This is a genomic window from Schaalia sp. lx-260 (assembly GCF_021083645.1).
GTDB lineage: Bacteria > Actinomycetota > Actinomycetes > Actinomycetales > Actinomycetaceae > Pauljensenia.
The window spans coordinates 79088-96560 of sequence record NZ_JAJNRQ010000002.1; the positions used below are offsets into that span (position 1 = coordinate 79088).

Annotated in this window: 10 protein-coding genes; 4 read left to right on the top strand and 6 right to left on the bottom strand. The window is 47.2% G+C overall.

Going from position 1 to position 17473, the window contains the following annotated elements; all coding sequences use genetic code 11:
* Positions 1-93 precede the first annotated feature (93 nt).
* The 4 genes from LRP57_RS02360 to LRP57_RS02375 form a co-directional block, all read right to left on the bottom strand.
* Positions 94-3354 (bottom strand): AAA family ATPase, encoded by a 3261-nt coding sequence (locus tag LRP57_RS02360; RefSeq protein WP_231204752.1) that lies wholly within the window; start codon positions 3352-3354, stop codon positions 94-96.
* The gene (locus tag LRP57_RS02365) at positions 3351-4574 is read right to left on the bottom strand and encodes a metallophosphoesterase family protein (RefSeq protein ID WP_231204754.1); all 1224 of its coding nucleotides are present in this window, start codon (positions 4572-4574) and stop codon (positions 3351-3353) included. The genes LRP57_RS02360 and LRP57_RS02365 overlap by 4 nt, the downstream gene beginning before the upstream one ends.
* Before the next feature lie 135 nt (positions 4575-4709).
* Positions 4710-5507: an inositol monophosphatase family protein gene (locus LRP57_RS02370; RefSeq protein ID WP_231204756.1), complete on the bottom strand. Its 798-nt coding sequence runs from the start codon at positions 5505-5507 to the stop codon at positions 4710-4712.
* A gap of 221 nt (positions 5508-5728) precedes the next feature.
* Positions 5729-6907, bottom strand: coding sequence for a cobalamin-independent methionine synthase II family protein (locus LRP57_RS02375; RefSeq protein ID WP_231204758.1), 1179 nt, complete (start codon positions 6905-6907; stop codon positions 5729-5731).
* Between the two features lie 429 nt (positions 6908-7336).
* Here LRP57_RS02375 and ilvD point away from each other — a divergent pair, with 429 nt between their 5' ends.
* Genes ilvD through LRP57_RS02390 form a run of 3 tightly spaced genes read left to right on the top strand, consistent with a single transcriptional unit; the run spans position 7337 to position 11911 of the window.
* Positions 7337-9217: a dihydroxy-acid dehydratase gene (gene ilvD, locus LRP57_RS02380; RefSeq protein WP_231204760.1), complete on the top strand. Its 1881-nt coding sequence runs from the start codon at positions 7337-7339 to the stop codon at positions 9215-9217.
* A 3-nt stretch (positions 9218-9220) separates the two neighbouring features.
* Positions 9221-10840, top strand: coding sequence for a citramalate synthase (cimA, locus tag LRP57_RS02385; RefSeq protein WP_231204762.1), 1620 nt, complete (start codon positions 9221-9223; stop codon positions 10838-10840).
* Positions 10841-10861: 21 nt separating this feature from the next.
* On the top strand, positions 10862-11911 hold the full coding sequence (locus LRP57_RS02390; protein ID WP_231204764.1) for a lipoate--protein ligase family protein: 1050 nt from the start codon (positions 10862-10864) through the stop codon (positions 11909-11911).
* A gap of 142 nt (positions 11912-12053) precedes the next feature.
* Here the strand turns inward: LRP57_RS02390 and LRP57_RS02395 are convergent, their stop codons facing one another.
* Both LRP57_RS02395 and LRP57_RS02400 read right to left on the bottom strand, forming a co-directional pair.
* On the bottom strand, positions 12054-12752 hold the full coding sequence (locus LRP57_RS02395; RefSeq protein WP_231204766.1) for a YggS family pyridoxal phosphate-dependent enzyme: 699 nt from the start codon (positions 12750-12752) through the stop codon (positions 12054-12056).
* Positions 12753-12866: 114 nt separating this feature from the next.
* Positions 12867-15554, bottom strand: a complete 2688-nt coding sequence (locus tag LRP57_RS02400; protein ID WP_231204768.1) for a DEAD/DEAH box helicase — start codon at positions 15552-15554, stop codon at positions 12867-12869.
* Positions 15555-15878: 324 nt separating this feature from the next.
* Between LRP57_RS02400 and LRP57_RS02405 the strand changes: the two genes are divergently transcribed.
* Complete coding sequence (locus LRP57_RS02405; protein ID WP_231204770.1) at positions 15879-17408, top strand: alanine/glycine:cation symporter family protein; 1530 nt, start codon at positions 15879-15881, stop codon at positions 17406-17408.
* Positions 17409-17473: the final 65 nt, after the last annotated feature.

The window sequence follows — 17473 nt, forward strand, 5'->3', positions numbered from 1 at the left end:
AGTAATAAAACAACACGACTGATACTGCGCTAACACTTGTTGCTGTGAGTAATGTATTTTTTCCTTTTGATTTGAGTATATGTGAGCTGAAGGTTAAGCGCGTACGCGCACAGTCGATCCTATGGATGGGTTCCAGCGAATGTTTACTTGTTCAGGGATGCGCCGTGACATTTCTTCTACGTGGCTGATTACCCCGATGGTGCGTCCTTGTTTTCGTAATGCGGTGAGCTGATCCATGACAATTTCTAGTTTATGTGCGTCTAAGGAGCCGAATCCTTCGTCAATAAACATTGTATGTAATTCGATTCCACCTGTTTCTGCTGTGACGACATCAGCTAATCCCAGTGCTAAAGCAAGTGAAGCATAAAAGGTTTCCCCACCAGATAAGCTGCGGGTGCTACGTATTTCTTCGGTGTCATGATCGATGATGTGTAAGCCAAGGCCTGATTTGTGTGAGCGTGTGCCGTCATCAAGTGAATGACGCAGCTCGTAGCGCCCTTCTGACATGCGTAAAAGACGTGGGTTAGCTGCGGCTAAGACTTCCTCAAATCGGGAAATTAAGACCCATGAAGCTAAAGGAGTACTGTGCAAATTTTCTGGTCCGTGTGCTGTAGCAAGAGCGCTGAGGCGTCGCAGTGGTCCAGATTTTTTCTCTGCGGCGCTGAGCTGTGTGTATGCTTCCTGTAAATCTTGGAAAATACCTGTGGCTTGGGCAGTGGTTTTTTCGTAGGTGAGTATTTGCGCGCGTATATGCGAACATGTTGTTTGCGCGGCTTCGTAAGCAGTGCGATGAGCGTGTATATCCGGTGGGGTGGCTCCTTCAGGGATATCTGCGCATAGTGCAGCAAGTTGCTCACGTGCTGTGCGTAGTTCATATTCGTGTGTGTCAATGCGCTGTTGATATTCGCTATCTTGTTCGGGAGTGAGCAGGTCAGCCTGGAGTGTTTCCTCGCATGTTGTGTCATAATCGAGTCCGGTTTTTTGAATCGTGTGTCGATAGCGTTCCTGTACTTCATGAATATTTTTATAGAGAGCAGGAAGGATATGCATGATTTCCTGTAAGGAATCATGAGTATCTTTCATATGCAGTAGTGCTTCACAGTATGAAGCAAGATCATGCGTTGGAATATGTATATCTGCTAATTGTGCTTGTGCTGTATCAATTTCTTGTTGTGCTACGTGTATAAGAGCATCGAATGAAGCAGACTGTTCGTGCAGATGTGTGCGAGTATTCTTTTTTTCTTCCAGTAGGGCTTGTTGTTCTGCGAGTTTTTGTTCAAGTTCTTGCTCACGTAGTAAGGCTTCTTGAGCTTGTGTATATTCTGTGCGTGTTTGCTGGATTAGATCTTCTAATTCTTGACGTGTGCCTTGAGCGATTTCTTGCGCCGAGGAAAGTTGTGTTGTGTATGTTGTATGGAGCACGCGTGCTTCTTCGAGAGCACGGTCTGCTTGTTCTTTTTCTTTATGTGCTTTCTCAACATCACTGCGTGTTGTGAGCGAGAGGGGAGTCGTTTCTCCAGATAGATCAGGGGGCGTGAGAATATGAGCAGGATGAGGGTGTGCAACTGAGCCGCAGACAGGGCAAGGTTGGCCATCAATGAGTTCTGTAGCGAGTGAACGGGCTGTGTCATGTAACCATTGTGTGTGAATGCTGTGTGCAATATGCGCTTGTTTTTGCGCATGGGCAAGAGCTTTTTCGCAAATAAGTGCATGTTTGCTCATCAAAGTGTTGAGTTCTTCTGCGCGTATTGCAGCTTCGAGCCGTTGCTCTAAACGAAGGAGTCGTTCCTCATATAAAGATAGGGAAGTACTCAATTGACGAAGTTGTGTCAGTTCATTTTCATATTCCTTGATCTGCTGCGGAATTTCATGACATTCGCCTTCCACAGTAAGTAGAGCAGAATCCAGAGTTTCACGTGCTTTGTAGGCGGAATCTTTTTTCGCGCGGTGCGTTTCTATATGGTTGCGATAGGTGAGCGCAATATCGGCTTGCCGCTGTGAATGGCGAATATAAGTATCAATTACGGAAAGTTCTGTCTGCAATGATGCGAGGTCAGATTTATCAAAAGAATCAGGCTGTTTCCATATATATCCAGATAATTGCGCAGTATCACTGAGTTTTTGAGCGGCACTGCGTGCTTTTTCTTGAGTAGCTTTTAATTCTTTTTCTGCTTGTTTGAGCGCGACATATTCACTGAGGACGAGGGCCGCTTGTGAGGATTTTTCACGTGCTGTGCGTAAAACACATATGTGTTCTTCGTCTTTTTCCCGTTCGGAAATTACGTGTTCTAAACTACTGCGCTGCTTGAGTTTGTCACTTAGAACTTGAGCTTCTTGGAGGGTGTTGTGCAGACAAGTAGCGTGTTCACGAGCTTTTTCTTCTTGTCGCTGCGCTTCTACAATGAGACTGCGAAGATGCTCTATACGCGCATGTGCCTCAGTAATGTATTTAGTTATTGGAAGAACAGAGGGCGTATTTTCATGTACAGAAATTTTTTCTTGACTGAGAGTACTAGCGTAGGAGTGTAAAACATCGGGAGGTATGTGAGTTTCTTTTTCAGTGACAAGGTGAGAAGGCGAATCTGGGGCTTTGTACTGAGGGTCTATTAGATGAGCCTGAATAGTAGAGGAAGCTGTGTCTGTGTCTGTGTCTGTGTCTGTGTCTGTGCCTGTGGATAAATCATCAGTAAGTGCATGAAAAATTTCCCACGTATGTTCGAGAGCGCTTCGAGCTGATTCCACATGAGTGTTACTTGTGTGTGCTCGTGCGCGTAGTTCTTCTTGCAATTTGAGGTAGAAACCCGCTCCGAAAACATCACGCAAAATACTTTCGCGCTCATCAGATTTTGCTATTAAGAAACGTGAAAATTTGCCTTGCGGTAACACGATTGTCTGTAAAAACTGGTCTTTATTCAAACCGACACATTGACGGATCTCCCGATCAGCTTCAGCAATTGAACGTGAAATCACGTCAACGGATATGAAATTCCCCGAAGACTCCACCACTTTTTCTAAGTGAATAGTCGCATTCACATCTGTTTTTCGTCCAGGGCGAGTGTATTTAGGTGTGCGCGTTACCCGATAGATACCACGAGAAACTTCAAAAACAAGCTCAACCCAACTGCGGTCATTTCCTTGACAATATGAGCTACGCATACGTGATCTATCAGAATCACTTTGTCTGGCCACATCTCCATAAAGGGCAAAAGTTATCGCATCAACAAGCGTGGATTTACCGGCCCCTGTTGGACCTTCAAGCAAAAATAATCCAGCAGCATCAAAAGCATGAAAATCAATTACCTGCTCTTTATGGAATGGGCCAATGCCACATAGAGTAAGACGACGGAGTTTCATTGCTGTTCCTTTATACGAAGATCTGCTACCACGTCATTTAATGCTGCACTTTCGTGCGCAGTGAGTGAGGCCCCACCGACATCAGTGAAAAATGCATGAAGAATCTGATGGACACTATGTGTACGAATGTCATGTGTGCGTGCTATCTGAGCATCGGGTACATGCTCAGGTGTATGCATAATGACGAGGGCATATGGGAAATATTCACGTAAACGTGGAACCATCTCACTTGGTCGTGAAGAATCGGTGACATTAATGGACAGCCAATGTTGGCGCATATCTTCATAAGTGCCGCAGAGGAGTTCATCCATTGAATCTGTGATGACAGCCAAAGGCCGATAAACAGGCACATCGAGTATCTCAATATGGCGAATTTGATGTGCGTCGCATTCAATCAGGGTCACACTTTTTGCAGTTCCGGCTTCTGAAAAAGAATACGCCAACGGCGAACCACTATATCGAATAGGTACAGATGCCCCATGAATATTTTGCGGACGATGTAGGTGTCCGGCTGCAATGTAGTCAAAACCATGTGTCACTATCGGAGCATTCGGATCATTTTCTGGAGAAACTGTCAGATCGAAAATACTGGCAGGAATACTATCGACACCGCCGACGTGAATATCACGTTCAGAATCTGAAGCGCTGCCTCCGACAATGAAAGCATGAACCATGCACGCAGCCGGTCGATCATCACCCTCAAGGCGACGTCGTGCTAAATCATGCCGTATTCGCTTCACAGCAGCCTGTATAACAGCTTCATGAGAACGACCAATGGGTTCGTTTGAATCAGAATCGCGTAAAGCAGTACGTACCAGATCAGGTTCAAGGTAAGGGATCGGATAAATTAAAACCCCTGAACCATCCGTCGCATTAATATCAATTGCCTGACCGATAAGGTGAATATCACTGACGATACGTAAACGTGGACTCAAAAGTTGTGAAACAAAACCTAAACGTGTGGCTGAATCATGGTTACCTGGCGTGAGAATAACAGTACATAAACGACACAGCTCCTCAAGGACGTAAGAGAGCTGCCGTACAGAAGAAACAGGGGGTAAAGCTCGATCAAAGATGTCGCCGCTAATAAGGACAACGTCCACATCTCGTTCTTTCACACAATCAATGAGCCAGCGTGTAAACAGATCAACAGCCTCATGTAGATCTACCCCATGTAAGCTGCGACCAAAATGCCAGTCCGATGTGTGAAGTATCCGCATATAACTACTTTCGCACCCACCCCCTACATCTGCAGACAATTCTCTTGAAGAACAAATAATAGAATATGTGATGTGTGTCATTTATTCTGTGGTGAGAACAATACAGAAACCCACCCTACATACACACCTCTTGCATTATTCCCGGTGCAGAAAAATATTCTGCACACATGTATGCAATAAAGGATTAGCTGCTAAAGCACTGCCACCCCACGGTCCTTCAACACCGTGAACAGAGGTAAATACGCCACCTGCTTCACGCACAATAGGTACCAAAGCGGCCATATCATGGAGAGCTAACTCTGGTTCGCACGCGATATCAACAGCACCTTCAGCAACAAGCATATAGCTCCAAAAATCACCATAAGCACGGGTGTACCATGCTCGCTTCAACACATCACACATTTCAGCATCTAAACCAATGCTATCCCAACCATGAAGCGAAGAATAAGACACAAAAGCATCTTCAACTCGACTAATTCTTGACACAGATAAGCGTTCAGGAAACCCACCACGTGACGACATCCAAGCTCCTAAATCCTGAGCAGCCCACCAACGACGCTGGAGTGCAGGAGCTGACACAACTCCAACAACAGGCTGCTTTTCATCAATAAGGGCAATCAAAGTCGCCCATACAGGCACACCACGAATAAAATTACGTGTCCCATCAATTGGATCAATAACCCACATACGGGACGAAGCACCGAAAGAACCACGCTCCTCGCCAATAATCGCATCTGTAGGACGTGCTTGACTTAGACGAGTACGTATCTGATCCTCCACTAAACGGTCCGCATCTGAGACAGGAGTCAGATCAGGTTTAGATTCCACCAGTAAATCATCTGCACGAAAACGCGCGAGAGTGAGATCATCGGCAAGATCGGCAAGATCTAAAGCAAGCTGTAAATCATCAGCATATGAGCGGGTGCATGTCATAACTCCTCACCGTACCCATATGGAGAAGACGTGGTGAGCAATTCCCGACAGATGAACCATTTCCTGTCCTAAAGCTTGCTGTTGAAGGAAAAATACTTCACATACGCTCTCAAACAGAACGCATCCCCAGAAAAAGAAAACCCCTGCAGAAAGCGCATGTGCGTGCTGCCGAAAACGACAACACGCACATGCGCTGATAGAAGCGCAGAAAAACGCTCACCTCACGCTAAACGAGCACCTTCAGTTAATGCTTCAAGTTTCGCCCACGCAATCTGCGGATGAATACGCCCGCCTAAACCACAATCTGTTGAAGCAATCACACGTTCATCACCTACAAGATCAGCGAACTGACGTATACGCTGAGCAACCAAACGCGGATGCTCCACCACATTTGTTGAATGGGAAACAACCCCTGGGATCAGATACTTTCCATCAGGAAGAACAGTGTCTTTCCAAATCTCCCACTCATGTGCGTGACGCGCGTTAGCAGCCTCAAATGTTAAACCGTTCGCATTCACTTCCAAAGCCAAATCAACAATGGCCGCAAAATCCAGATCTGTTGAATGAGGGCCGTGCCATGAGCCCCAACATACGTGGTAGCGCACAAGAGAAGGATCAATGTCACGCAACGCATAATTTAAAGCCTCAATACGAACTTTCGAGAATGCGCGATAATCCTCAATTGAAGGCTCCACAACGAACTGATCCCATGACTCAGCCAAATCAGGAGCATCAATCTGCAGAGTTAAACCAGCCTGAGTAATCGCTAAATACTCCTCACGAAGCGCTTCTGCCCACGCCCACACAGCAGCTTCGTCATCTTCGTAATACACATTGCCAATACGCGCAGCAGAAGCTGGTGAAATCGCAGCAACGAAACCATCACGAGCCTCACGTCCCGCAGCATGGAGAGCATGAAGTAACGCATCCACGTCACGCTGAACAATTTCGTGACCGATATACTTCAACTCACCTGTTACTACCGGCCACACGGGAATAGAGGCAGTCGCCAAGTGAATACCTGAAGTGGGATCATGGTAAGCATCATCAAAAGCTACCCAATCACGCCGGTCAGTCATATGGTCAAGAACGAGGCGTCCTGAACGCGACGGGCGAGGAGCAGGAGGCTCTTGCACGATCTCCAGGCCGCTAAAACGTGTAAATGAATAGGACCACCATGCTCCATAATCAACTGCAAGTGTCATTGCATGGCCATACTCGCCATCATTAACAATGCTCAAACCAATATCGCTTTGACGTGCGATAACCGCATCGGTTTCTTCACGTAAAAGAGTGGAAAATTCTTCACGTCCCAATGTTCCTTCTTCGTATTTCTTATTAGCCTCCAATAGGCGAGCAGAACGAGGCAGAGAACCAACATGGGTTGTTAAAACAGGCATGTGAATATCCTTTTATCAATACCTACCAGACGCTGTTAGGGTATAAGCCAGCACAGGAAATACATAAGTCCTTTCAGAAAATGAACTCACATGTCGTTATGATTTGACTTTTCTTTCACATCTGCGTGATTAAAATCCTCAAAAAATACGTGGGAAGCCTTGTGAAGCTACGGTGTGCGATAGTGCACGCATCTGTTAGGTAGGGCATGTGTGAGAGAGCATACCCTCATGAATATGTGAAGAAAAATAGGGGATAAACCCTTTTTTCTCAACAAAAAACACTGCGAAGAAAAACACGCTTTACCAATGAATTACACGCGCTCGCATGGGTAACAGAAGTAAAAAGCGTCCGATACCCGTCTATCTGCTGCAGATTTTCTGCCCTGCTTTACTCTTAAATACAACACAACCTATAAGGAGAACACGAGCATGAGTAGGCAGCTCAGGTCAGCAACATCAACCAGTGGGCGCAATATGGCAGGCGCTCGCGCCCTATGGCGAGCCACAGGTATGGGTGATAGTGACTTTGGAAAGCCAATTATCGCTGTTGTTAATTCCTTTACCGAATTTGTTCCCGGCCACGTTCACCTGCGAAACGTCGGTCAAATCGTAGCTGATGCGATCACCCAAGCCGGTGGTGTTGCAAAAGAAATGAATACCATTGCTGTAGATGATGGTATTGCCATGGGGCATGCAGGCATGTTGTATTCCTTGCCCTCACGTGAAGTGATAGCTGATTCAGTGGAATACATGGTTAATGCTCACTGTGCCGATGCGATGGTATGTATCTCTAACTGTGACAAAATCACTCCCGGTATGCTCATCGCAGCTATGCGGGTGAATATTCCCTGTATTTTTGTTTCAGGTGGCCCTATGGAGGCTGGGAAAAATATTGATCCATCATTGATTGTGGGTCCTGCCCGTACAGGTCACGGCAATCTCATCACCGTGATGAATGCGACAGCTAATGACGAGATTAGCAATGATGATCTGAGGGCTCTTGAAAAAGCTGCGTGTCCGACATGCGGTTCCTGCTCAGGCATGTTCACTGCTAACTCAATGAACTGCTTGACTGAGGCTTTAGGTTTGTCATTGCCGGGTAACGGGTCCACTTTGGCGACTCATCAGGCACGTCGCGGCCTTTTTGAGCGCGCAGGTGCGCTTGCCGTGGACTTATGTCGGCGCTACTACGACCAAGACGATGATTCAGTGTTGCCGCGTTCCATTGCTTCAGCAGATGCATTCCATAATGCAATGACTCTTGACATGGCAATGGGGGGTTCGTCGAATACGGTTCTTCACCTTCTTGCTGTTGCTCATGAAGCAGGTGTGGATTTTGATTTATCGGATATTGCTCATCTAGGTAAAACTGTGCCGTGCTTGTCGAAAGTCGCACCTAACCACAATGATTACCACATGGAGGATGTTCATCGAGCAGGAGGAATACCTCGTTTGCTGGGGGAGCTTGATCGTGCAGGTATGCTCACGCACACTGTTCATTCGGTACATTCACCTGATTTAGTTTCATGGTTAGCCGCATGGGATCCGCGTTCCCCGCAGGTCACAGATGAAGCACTGACTTTGTGGCATGCCGCTCCCGGTAACGTGCGAACAACCGAGCCTTTTTCTACAGCGAATCAGTGGAATGAACTCGATCTTGATACAGAAAATGGTTGTATTCGTGACGTTGCACATGCCTATACGGCAAATGGCGGTTTAACCGTACTGTATGGCAATTTAGCTCCCGAAGGGGCCATTATTAAGGCTGCCGGTATTGATCCTGAGCTATTCCACTTTGAGGGACGGGCCAGGGTTATGGAATCCCAGGAAGAAGCAATAGACCGTATCCTCGATAAAACTGTTCAAGCCGGTGATGTCGTGGTTATCCGTTATGAGGGTCCTGCTGGCGGTCCAGGGATGCAAGAAATGCTGTATCCGACCTCATTCCTGAAAGGGCGTGGTTTAGGTAAAGCATGTGCGCTGATTACTGATGGTCGTTTTTCTGGTGGCACATCAGGTATATCTGTCGGGCATATTTCACCTGAAGCTGCCGATGGTGGTCTTATTGGCCTCGTGGAAGACGGAGATACCATCATTATTGACGTGAATGAAGGCATACTGTGTTTGGATGTCCCTGAGGAAGAACTGGAACGTCGTCGTTGCGCACAGGAAGAACGTGAAAATCCGTGGACCCCTGTGAATCGTCAGCGTAAAATTTCTGCAGCTTTACAGTTATACGCAGCAACAGCATTATCTGCTTCTCGCGGTGCTGCGCGTGATGTTAATAGGATCCTCCGTAAGAAAGGCTGACACATGCCTGCCGAACACGTTGCTCTTTATGACACGACGCTGCGTGACGGCGCTCAACAAGAAGGTATTTCCCTTTCAGTTGCCGACAAAATCGCCATTGTGCGCATCCTGGATGACCTGGGAGTGGACTACGTGGAAGGCGGCTGGCCTGGGGCGATACCGAAAGACACGGAATTTTTTCAGCAAGCTGCAACTATGACACTGCGCAGGACGCATTTGGTTGCTTTTGGTTCAACCGCGCGTCCGGGTCTTGCTCCATCAAAAGACCAGCAAGTATGTGCTTTACGTGATTGCGGAGTTGAACGGGTTACTTTGGTTGCTAAATCAGATCCCCGTCACGTAAAGCAAGCATTACGAACAAGCTGTGCAGAGAATTTACGCATGGTCCATGACACTGTTGCTTTTCTTACGCAAGCAGGTCATGAAGTTATGGTGGATCTTGAACATTTCTTTGACGGATTAGCTGAAGATACGTCCTATGGTTTTGAAGTGATCCGTGCAGCTGTTGATGCTGGTGCTAGTACCGTCATTGCCTGCGATACAAATGGCGGAAACTTACCTGACGCAATTGCGCATTACTGCGAACAAACACGTATGTTCCTTGACGATATAGGAGCGCAACACGTGGTCCTTGGGATACATGCGCATAATGACACAGGATGCGCCGTGGCAAATTCTTTAGCCGCTGTCAATGCGGGTGTGCGACATGTGCAAGGAACCATTAACGGTTATGGTGAGCGTACCGGAAACACGAATCTATTGACTTGCGCAGCTAACCTTGAACTTAAAATGCCGTACACCGCTTTACCTGCGGGGCATTTAAGCCAACTGGAACATGTATCGCACCGCGTGGCAGAGTTAGTCAATATTACGCCCTATGCGCGTGACCCATATGTAGGGCGTAGCGCATTTGCTCATAAAGCAGGTTTACATGCTTCAGCTATTCGAGTGAACCCTGACCTGTATCAGCATATTGATCCCGTCAACGTAGGTAATGACATGCGCATGGTTGTTTCAGAAATGGCAGGACGCGCATCCATTGAATTGAAAGCACGCGAATGTGGCCTTGATCTGTCAAAACGGCCGGAGGTATCTGCACGTGTAGCTATTGTCGTCAAAGAACGTGAAGCGCAAGGGTACACATTTGATGTCGCAGATGCCTCTTTTGAGTTACTTGTCCGTAAAGAGCTAGGTAAGTTACCTCGTTTTGTACGAGTAGAGTCATGGAAAGTTATGACTCAAGAAATAGCTGAAGTACAGGGTGAACCTTTCACACAATCTGAAGCAACTGTGAAAGTACATACGGATACGCGTCATATTCGCACAGCAGAAGGAAACGGCCCGGTTAATGCTCTGGACCGTGCCCTGCGACACGTCCTCACACGTGATTATCCTGTAGCGGCTTCTTTTGCTTTGACAGATTTCAAAGTGCGTATTCTTGAAGATCCTCACGCAGGAACGGACGCGACAACACGTGTTTTAGTCACAATGGGAAACGGAAAACGTCAATGGACAACGGTAGGAGTAGGCACTGACGTTATTGAAGCTTCATGGGAAGCACTCTTTGACGCATACTGGTGGGGCTTGCTTGCGGCAGGTGCCACATCATTATTAGAAGAATAATTTTTAAGGAAAGTAAAACATATGCGCGGTGAATATAAAGTCCCCGGTGGAAAACTTGTCGTAGCAAACGTGGAGATACTCAATGATCATCTGGCACATGTGCAGATTACTGGCGATTTTTTCCTGAGCTGTGATGAAGCATTAGAGCGTATTTCAGGAGCTTTAGAAGGCCTACCCGCTGATGTTTCTGTGAGTGCAATGACCGCTGCGATTGATTCTGCTCTTTATGACACAGACGAACTTATGGGGATCACTTCGCAAGGCGTCGCTATCGCAGTGCGTCGCGCTGTCGGCCACGCATTATCGTGGAGCGATATTGATTTTGAGGTGATTCATGGTCCTGTGGTCGATCCGCGTCTGAACGTGGCCCTAGATGAAACTCTCGTTGAGGAAGTGGCTGCTGGCCGTCGTAAACCATTTATGCGCCTGTGGGAATGGGAAGGATCGCAGGTTGTGATTGGTTCTTTCCAGTCCTACGCTAATGAATTACAACCTGAGGGTGTTAAACGACATGGGATTACTGTGACCCGCCGTGTCTCAGGCGGCGGTGCCATGTTCATGGAATCTGGTAACTGCGTGACATTTTCTTTAGTCGTGCCCACCGCACTGGTTGAAGGAATGAGTTTTGAACAGTCCTACCCATATTTAGATCAGTGGGTGATGGAAGTGCTTGAGAAACTCGGTATTCATGCTCACTATGTTCCACTCAACGATATCGCTTCCGATAAAGGGAAAATTGGAGGAGCCGCACAAAAACGCTGGGCACATGGATACATGTTGCACCATGTGACAATGGCTTATGATATCGACGCCCAAAAAATGAATGAAGTACTGCGTATCGGTATGGAAAAGCTCCGGGACAAAGGAACACGCAGCGCAGTAAAACGTGTGGATCCTATGCGCTCGCAGACGGGAATGCCTCGTGAGGAAATTATGAGGGTTTTCCGCGATTACTTTATAGATAAGTTTGGGGCCAGCATGTCCTATCTGACGCAGGAAGAATTACGTGTGGCGCAAGAGCGTGTGGAATCAAAGTTTGCGACTGATGAGTGGACTTTCCGGCTGCCATAAGTTTTCCAGGTAAATACAGTTACTGGCTTTATGGTCTTGAGTGCGCTTTCCTCGCAAGGAGGATGTTTGAATATGGTTGCATCCTGTAAGCCGTGATAGGTGGAAAGCGGCCGCTGAATAGTATGAGGTTTTCGTATAAAAATCAGCGTATGCGCGGACCAAAAATTGCTGTTCCTACACGTACACGTGTACTTCCTTCTGCTATTGCCCATTCAAGGTCATGGGACATACCCATTGACAATTCGAGTGCATTTTCAGGCAGGTTGAGACGTTGTGCAGTGCGGTCACGTAAAAGACGTAAATGTTCATATGCTCGACGAACGGGAGCTTCATGCGATGAATTGAGGCCAACTGTCATGAACCCAGTTAATATGAGGGAATCACATTCATTCACAGCATCAACGAGGGTATTAACCACTGTCGGCGCACATCCGGATTTTGTGATTTCGCCGGATACATTCACTTGAATCATCACAGGAAGTGGATGCATGAGTCGTTTACTTAGAGGCTCGATAATATCCACGCGGTCGAGAGTGTCGATTGCGTCAACACAGGACAGCGCCATATTGATTTTATTGCTTTGGAGCGGACCGATGAGGTGGATACGTGAATGGGGGATAGCGTGAATTGCTTCTGCTGTGTCGCGTGCTTCTTGAACACGATTATGCCCCAGGAGGATAGGGTGAGCGCTGTGTGATAGATGCTGTGCGGCTTGAAAACATGAATCTGCGCTTTGAGTTTTCGCAGCTATCTGTAAAACAACAGCATCAGTTCGGCCATATGTTTCACAGGCATGTTCTATACGTTCGTAGACGAGATCGATATTGCGCTCAATACTCATAGTTTATAAGCATAGGGTAGTTTGTGATGAGGGTACGAAGCCTTTGGACAGAAACAGAAACGATGGGTGTGATTGTCCTGCCTGCCTTGCAGCTTTACATAAGCGAAATGCTTTTTAGGCATGAGGACTGAAATCAACAAAATACAGCGCTAATTCGTCGTGTAGCTCAGTTTGCTGAAGATCAACGTAAGCCACCATACGCCAATCACCATCCCCTTCAGGATCAACAATGCGCTGAGTAATCAACCACAGGGAAGGGCAGGGCTGATTCAGCACATTTTCGGGCAGGCCAGATGCAATCAGATCTACCCGTTCAGGAGATTCATTAATGACACACATTGAATGTGAACGTGCTTCCTGGTCAATTCCTATCCAATCGTATTCTGCCCAATAGCGGGCCAAAGCATGATCCCAACGTGCCTCATCCCATCCTGCTGCTTCATCCAAGCGACCTAAAGACACGACATCGTCACGTGAAGCTAACTCAACACGCTTAAACATGGCATTGCGTACATGTGTGCGTAACGCATGACGATTAGCAGTAAGAGGCACACTTCCATCCGGTCGCGCACCGAAAGCACGTTCCAGCCCCACATCCGTAGTGTCAGTGCGTGTAGTTTCTGGAACAAAAACACCTGAAATCAAAGACTCCCACTCATCAAGTAAAGAAGAATCAACGGCGCGTACAAGGTCCCCTAGCCAATTAATGATTTCAGTTAATTCCGGTGTCATCATGGTGTCAGGGATCAGCTGACGTAAAGCCCGGTAAGCATCTGTGAGGTAACGCAAAATAACACCTTCACTGCGCCCCACATCGTAGCGTGCCACCAATTCAGAAAAAGTCATTGCGTTTTCAATCATTTCACGGACAACAGATTTTGGTGAAATCTCTAAAGCACCGACCCAAGGGTTTGAAGTGACATAGGTTGAAAAAGCAGCATGCAATAACTCAGATAATGGCTGAGGCCAAGTTACCTCATCCAAAGAAGCTACACGTTCGTCATAGTCCATACCTTGCGCTTTCATTGCCGCCACAGCTTCTGCACGTGCAACACGTTGCTGAGCAAAAAGTAAAGGACGAGGATCTTCTAAAACCGATTCAACAACAGAAACAGCATTGACAGCAAAATCAGAATCAGTGGAATCAAGCAGCTCAAGAGTAGCCAAAGCGAAAGGCGATAACGGTTGATTCAAAGCAAAATCATCAGGAAGATCAGCAACTAAACGCACACGAGGTGTTCCTTCTGCACGTGCCAGCGTACTACTGACATGTTCAATGACTCCACCTGTTCGTAATGAAGAATAAATGTCGCCTAAGCGCCTTAAATGTGGGTTAATGTCACGAAGATGATCGTCATTATGCGTTGCCAGAAAAACAAGATGCTCACCAGGATCGCGTTGCGCCTCAGCTGCACCGGCTAAAACGTGAAGCACCATTGCGTGACTCAGAGCAAAACGTGATTGTAATTGTTCGGGAGCCGCTGAAACTAAACGGTCAAAGGTTGCACGCGTCCATGAGATTTGGCCAGCAGTTCCACCTAAATTTTTCTTTGAAATCTTCTTCTTTGCTCGTTTGGCAGCACGTTCATCGCGAGCATTTTCTTGCGCTGCTGTTAGACGTGCGCGTTCACGCGCTTTTTCTACCTCATGTTCAGGAGCAAGAACTCGAACAAAACCCACAGTATCAAAACCGGCTCGCCCTGCTCGCCCAGCAATCTGATGAAATTCACGTGCGGACAGATGACGCATACGCTCCCCATCAAATTTCACGAGAGAAGACACAAGAACCGTTCGTATAGGCACGTTAATGCCGACTCCCAGAGTGTCAGTTCCACAGATAACTGCCAATAGCCCCTGACGTGTCAGCCGTTCAACAAGACGACGATAGCGCGGCAACATACCGGCATGATGAACTCCCACACCGCGTTGTAACAAGGCTCGTAGGGTCTGGCCAAATCCGTGTCCAAAAGACACCGTCGCCAATGCCTCACGAATTTTCTTCACTTGCTCGTCAGAAACTAAAGAAGCATGTTGGAAAACTTGTGCTGTCGTTAAAGCGTCTTTTTGAGCAAAATGGACAACATAAATGGGCCAGCGGCCTTCAGCTATTAAACGTTCAACTGTAGGGACAATTTCGTCTACCACGTAATCAAATTCAAGAGGGACAGGACGTTGTGCGTTATCTACTAAAGTCACGTCGCGGCCTGTGCGTTCTTTCCAGCTGCGAGAAAAATGGGATGTGTCGCCTAAAGTCGCTGACATGACAACAAACTGGGGGCGGGTGAGTTCAAGTAAAGGAACTTGCCACGCCCAGCCGCGTTGAGGATCCCCATAGAAATGAAACTCATCCATGATGACCATGTCAGTATCTAAAGAAGGACCGCTCCGTAAGGACGCATTTGCCAGAATTTCTGCGGTGCAGCAAATAATAGGTGCCTCACTGTTCAAAGACACATCCCCTGTCACCATTCCCACATTTGCTGCCCCGAACAGTTCCACAAGATCAAAAAATTTTTCAGATACCAAGGCTTTCAGTGGGGCTGTGTAATAACTACGACCTCCATGCGCCATTGATACAAAGTGGGCTGCCAATGCAATCATTGATTTACCTGAACCGGTAGGGGTTGCAGCAATTACATGGTTCCCAGCAAGTATTTCAAGGAATGCTTCCTCCTGGTGAGGATATAAAGGGCGACCTGTTGACTTCGCCCATGCAGTGAAAGCCTCATAGAGAGCATCAACATCATGGGTAGCGTGAGAGTCTTCGATTTGGTCAAGTAAAGCGTTGAGCGCACAGGTCATAGTGAGTATTCTTCCTTACCTTTGCTATGAATTCATACTGAGTGTGCTGAGGAAGAAAAAGCTGTCGTGACTGCGGTGATATTTTATGTTCCCAAGCACAGGGGGAGGGTGTATGTGCTTAAAGCAGGGGAGTATCTTTTGTGCTGTGCATACGCAGGTCAGCTGAGGCGCCCGGAGCGGCAGTGAGATTTTTCGTTGCTCACACGGGGGTGAGGGTGTCGATTAATGGACGAGCAAGCACAAGAGAAGCCAAACATGTCACTATCGCTGTGCCTGAAGCCTTTAACTTTTATGAAGGCGCGTACATAATGCCAAGGAAGTGACATGATAGTTTCAACTGAGACACTCTCGTTGTGGGATACGTTAGCCGCACAGATCCTTACTGTAGCTGACTGGTTGACTTTACATGTGACACTATGGGTTCTTGTGGGAACCGGTTTATTCCTCACTATCGCCTCACGTGCTTTACAAATCCGTTATTTCCCTGACATGCTACGTACGGTGGTGGGTTCACGCCAAGATGCGCATGGGGGAATATCCAGTTTTCAAGCTTTCACTATTTCCCTTGCTGCCCGTGTAGGTGTAGGCAATGTTTTTGGTGTTGCTGCAGCTTTACTCATGGGAGGCCCAGGCGCTATTTTCTGGATGTGGGTTGTTGCCCTTGTCGGCATGGCAACAGCTTTTTTTGAGGCAACTCTCGCGCAGATTTTCAAAGTGCGTGCTGCTGATGCTTCTTTCAGAGGAGGCCCTGCTTACTACATTGCTTTAGGTATGAAAAATAAAGTCCTTGCTGTGATCTTTGCGATCATTACAGTGGTGACCTGCGCTTTTGTTATCACCTCGGTTCAGTCAAATGCTATTGCTGGTACGTTGCTTTCTGTATTAGGTGAAAACGGTTCCACCCCAATCGCGGCTTTGGGGGGCTTGGCGGCAGCGCAGATCGTGATTGCTGCTTTGCTTTTTGTTTTTTCTTCAATGGTGATCTTTGGTGGTATTCGTGCGGTTGCTCGTGTAACAGAGTGGATGGCGCCGATTATGTCACTGATTTACGTGGTGATGGTTGCCGTTATTGTCATCATCAATATTGGTGATTTTGGTCGAGTGATTTATGAGATCATCCGGGAAGCTTTTGCTCCAGCACCGATTGCAGGTGGATTAGGTGGCGGTATTTTCGCAGCCATTATTAATGGGACGAAACGGGGTCTTTTCTCCAATGAAGCGGGTCAAGGAACTGCGCCAAATGCTGCTGCAACAGCAACAGTGAACCATCCGGTTCAGCAAGGTTTGTTGCAATCTTTAGGGGTTTTTGTTGACACGATTATTGTGTGTACAGCAACTGCATTCGTTATTTTGATTGCAGGCCCTCAGGTGTGGGGCGCTGAAGGTGTGAATCCAGCGAATTTGACTACTTTAGCGGTATCTCATGAATTGGGTCAGTGGGCTGTGATGCCGATGGCTGTGCTGATCTTTGTTTTGGCTTATTCGTCAATTATTGCGGCGTATGTCTATTCAGAAACGAATATGTCATTTGTGACCTCATCACGGATTGCAGTGTGGGTTGTACGTGTTATTTCTGTGGGTTCTGTCGTCATAGGTGCGCTTGCCACATTGGATTTGGTGTGGAATACCGTTGATATTGCAATGGCTGTGATGACGGTGACGAATTTGGTGGCTCTTTTGGTCTTATCCAAGTGGGGTTTTGGTGTCATGCGTGATTATGACGCTCAAAAGCGCGCAGGTGTTGCCTCACCGATTTTCATTTCAACAGGTAATAAGTTTTTACCAGGTGAATTGCCGACAGATGTGTGGGAGCGCGCTCCTGAAGAACAACAGACATCTGCACCACGTCAGTAATAGTGTGAGTCTGTGTGTCAGTATGTCATGAGCAGGTGAGCGGCGAACTCTGCATACATGTATCT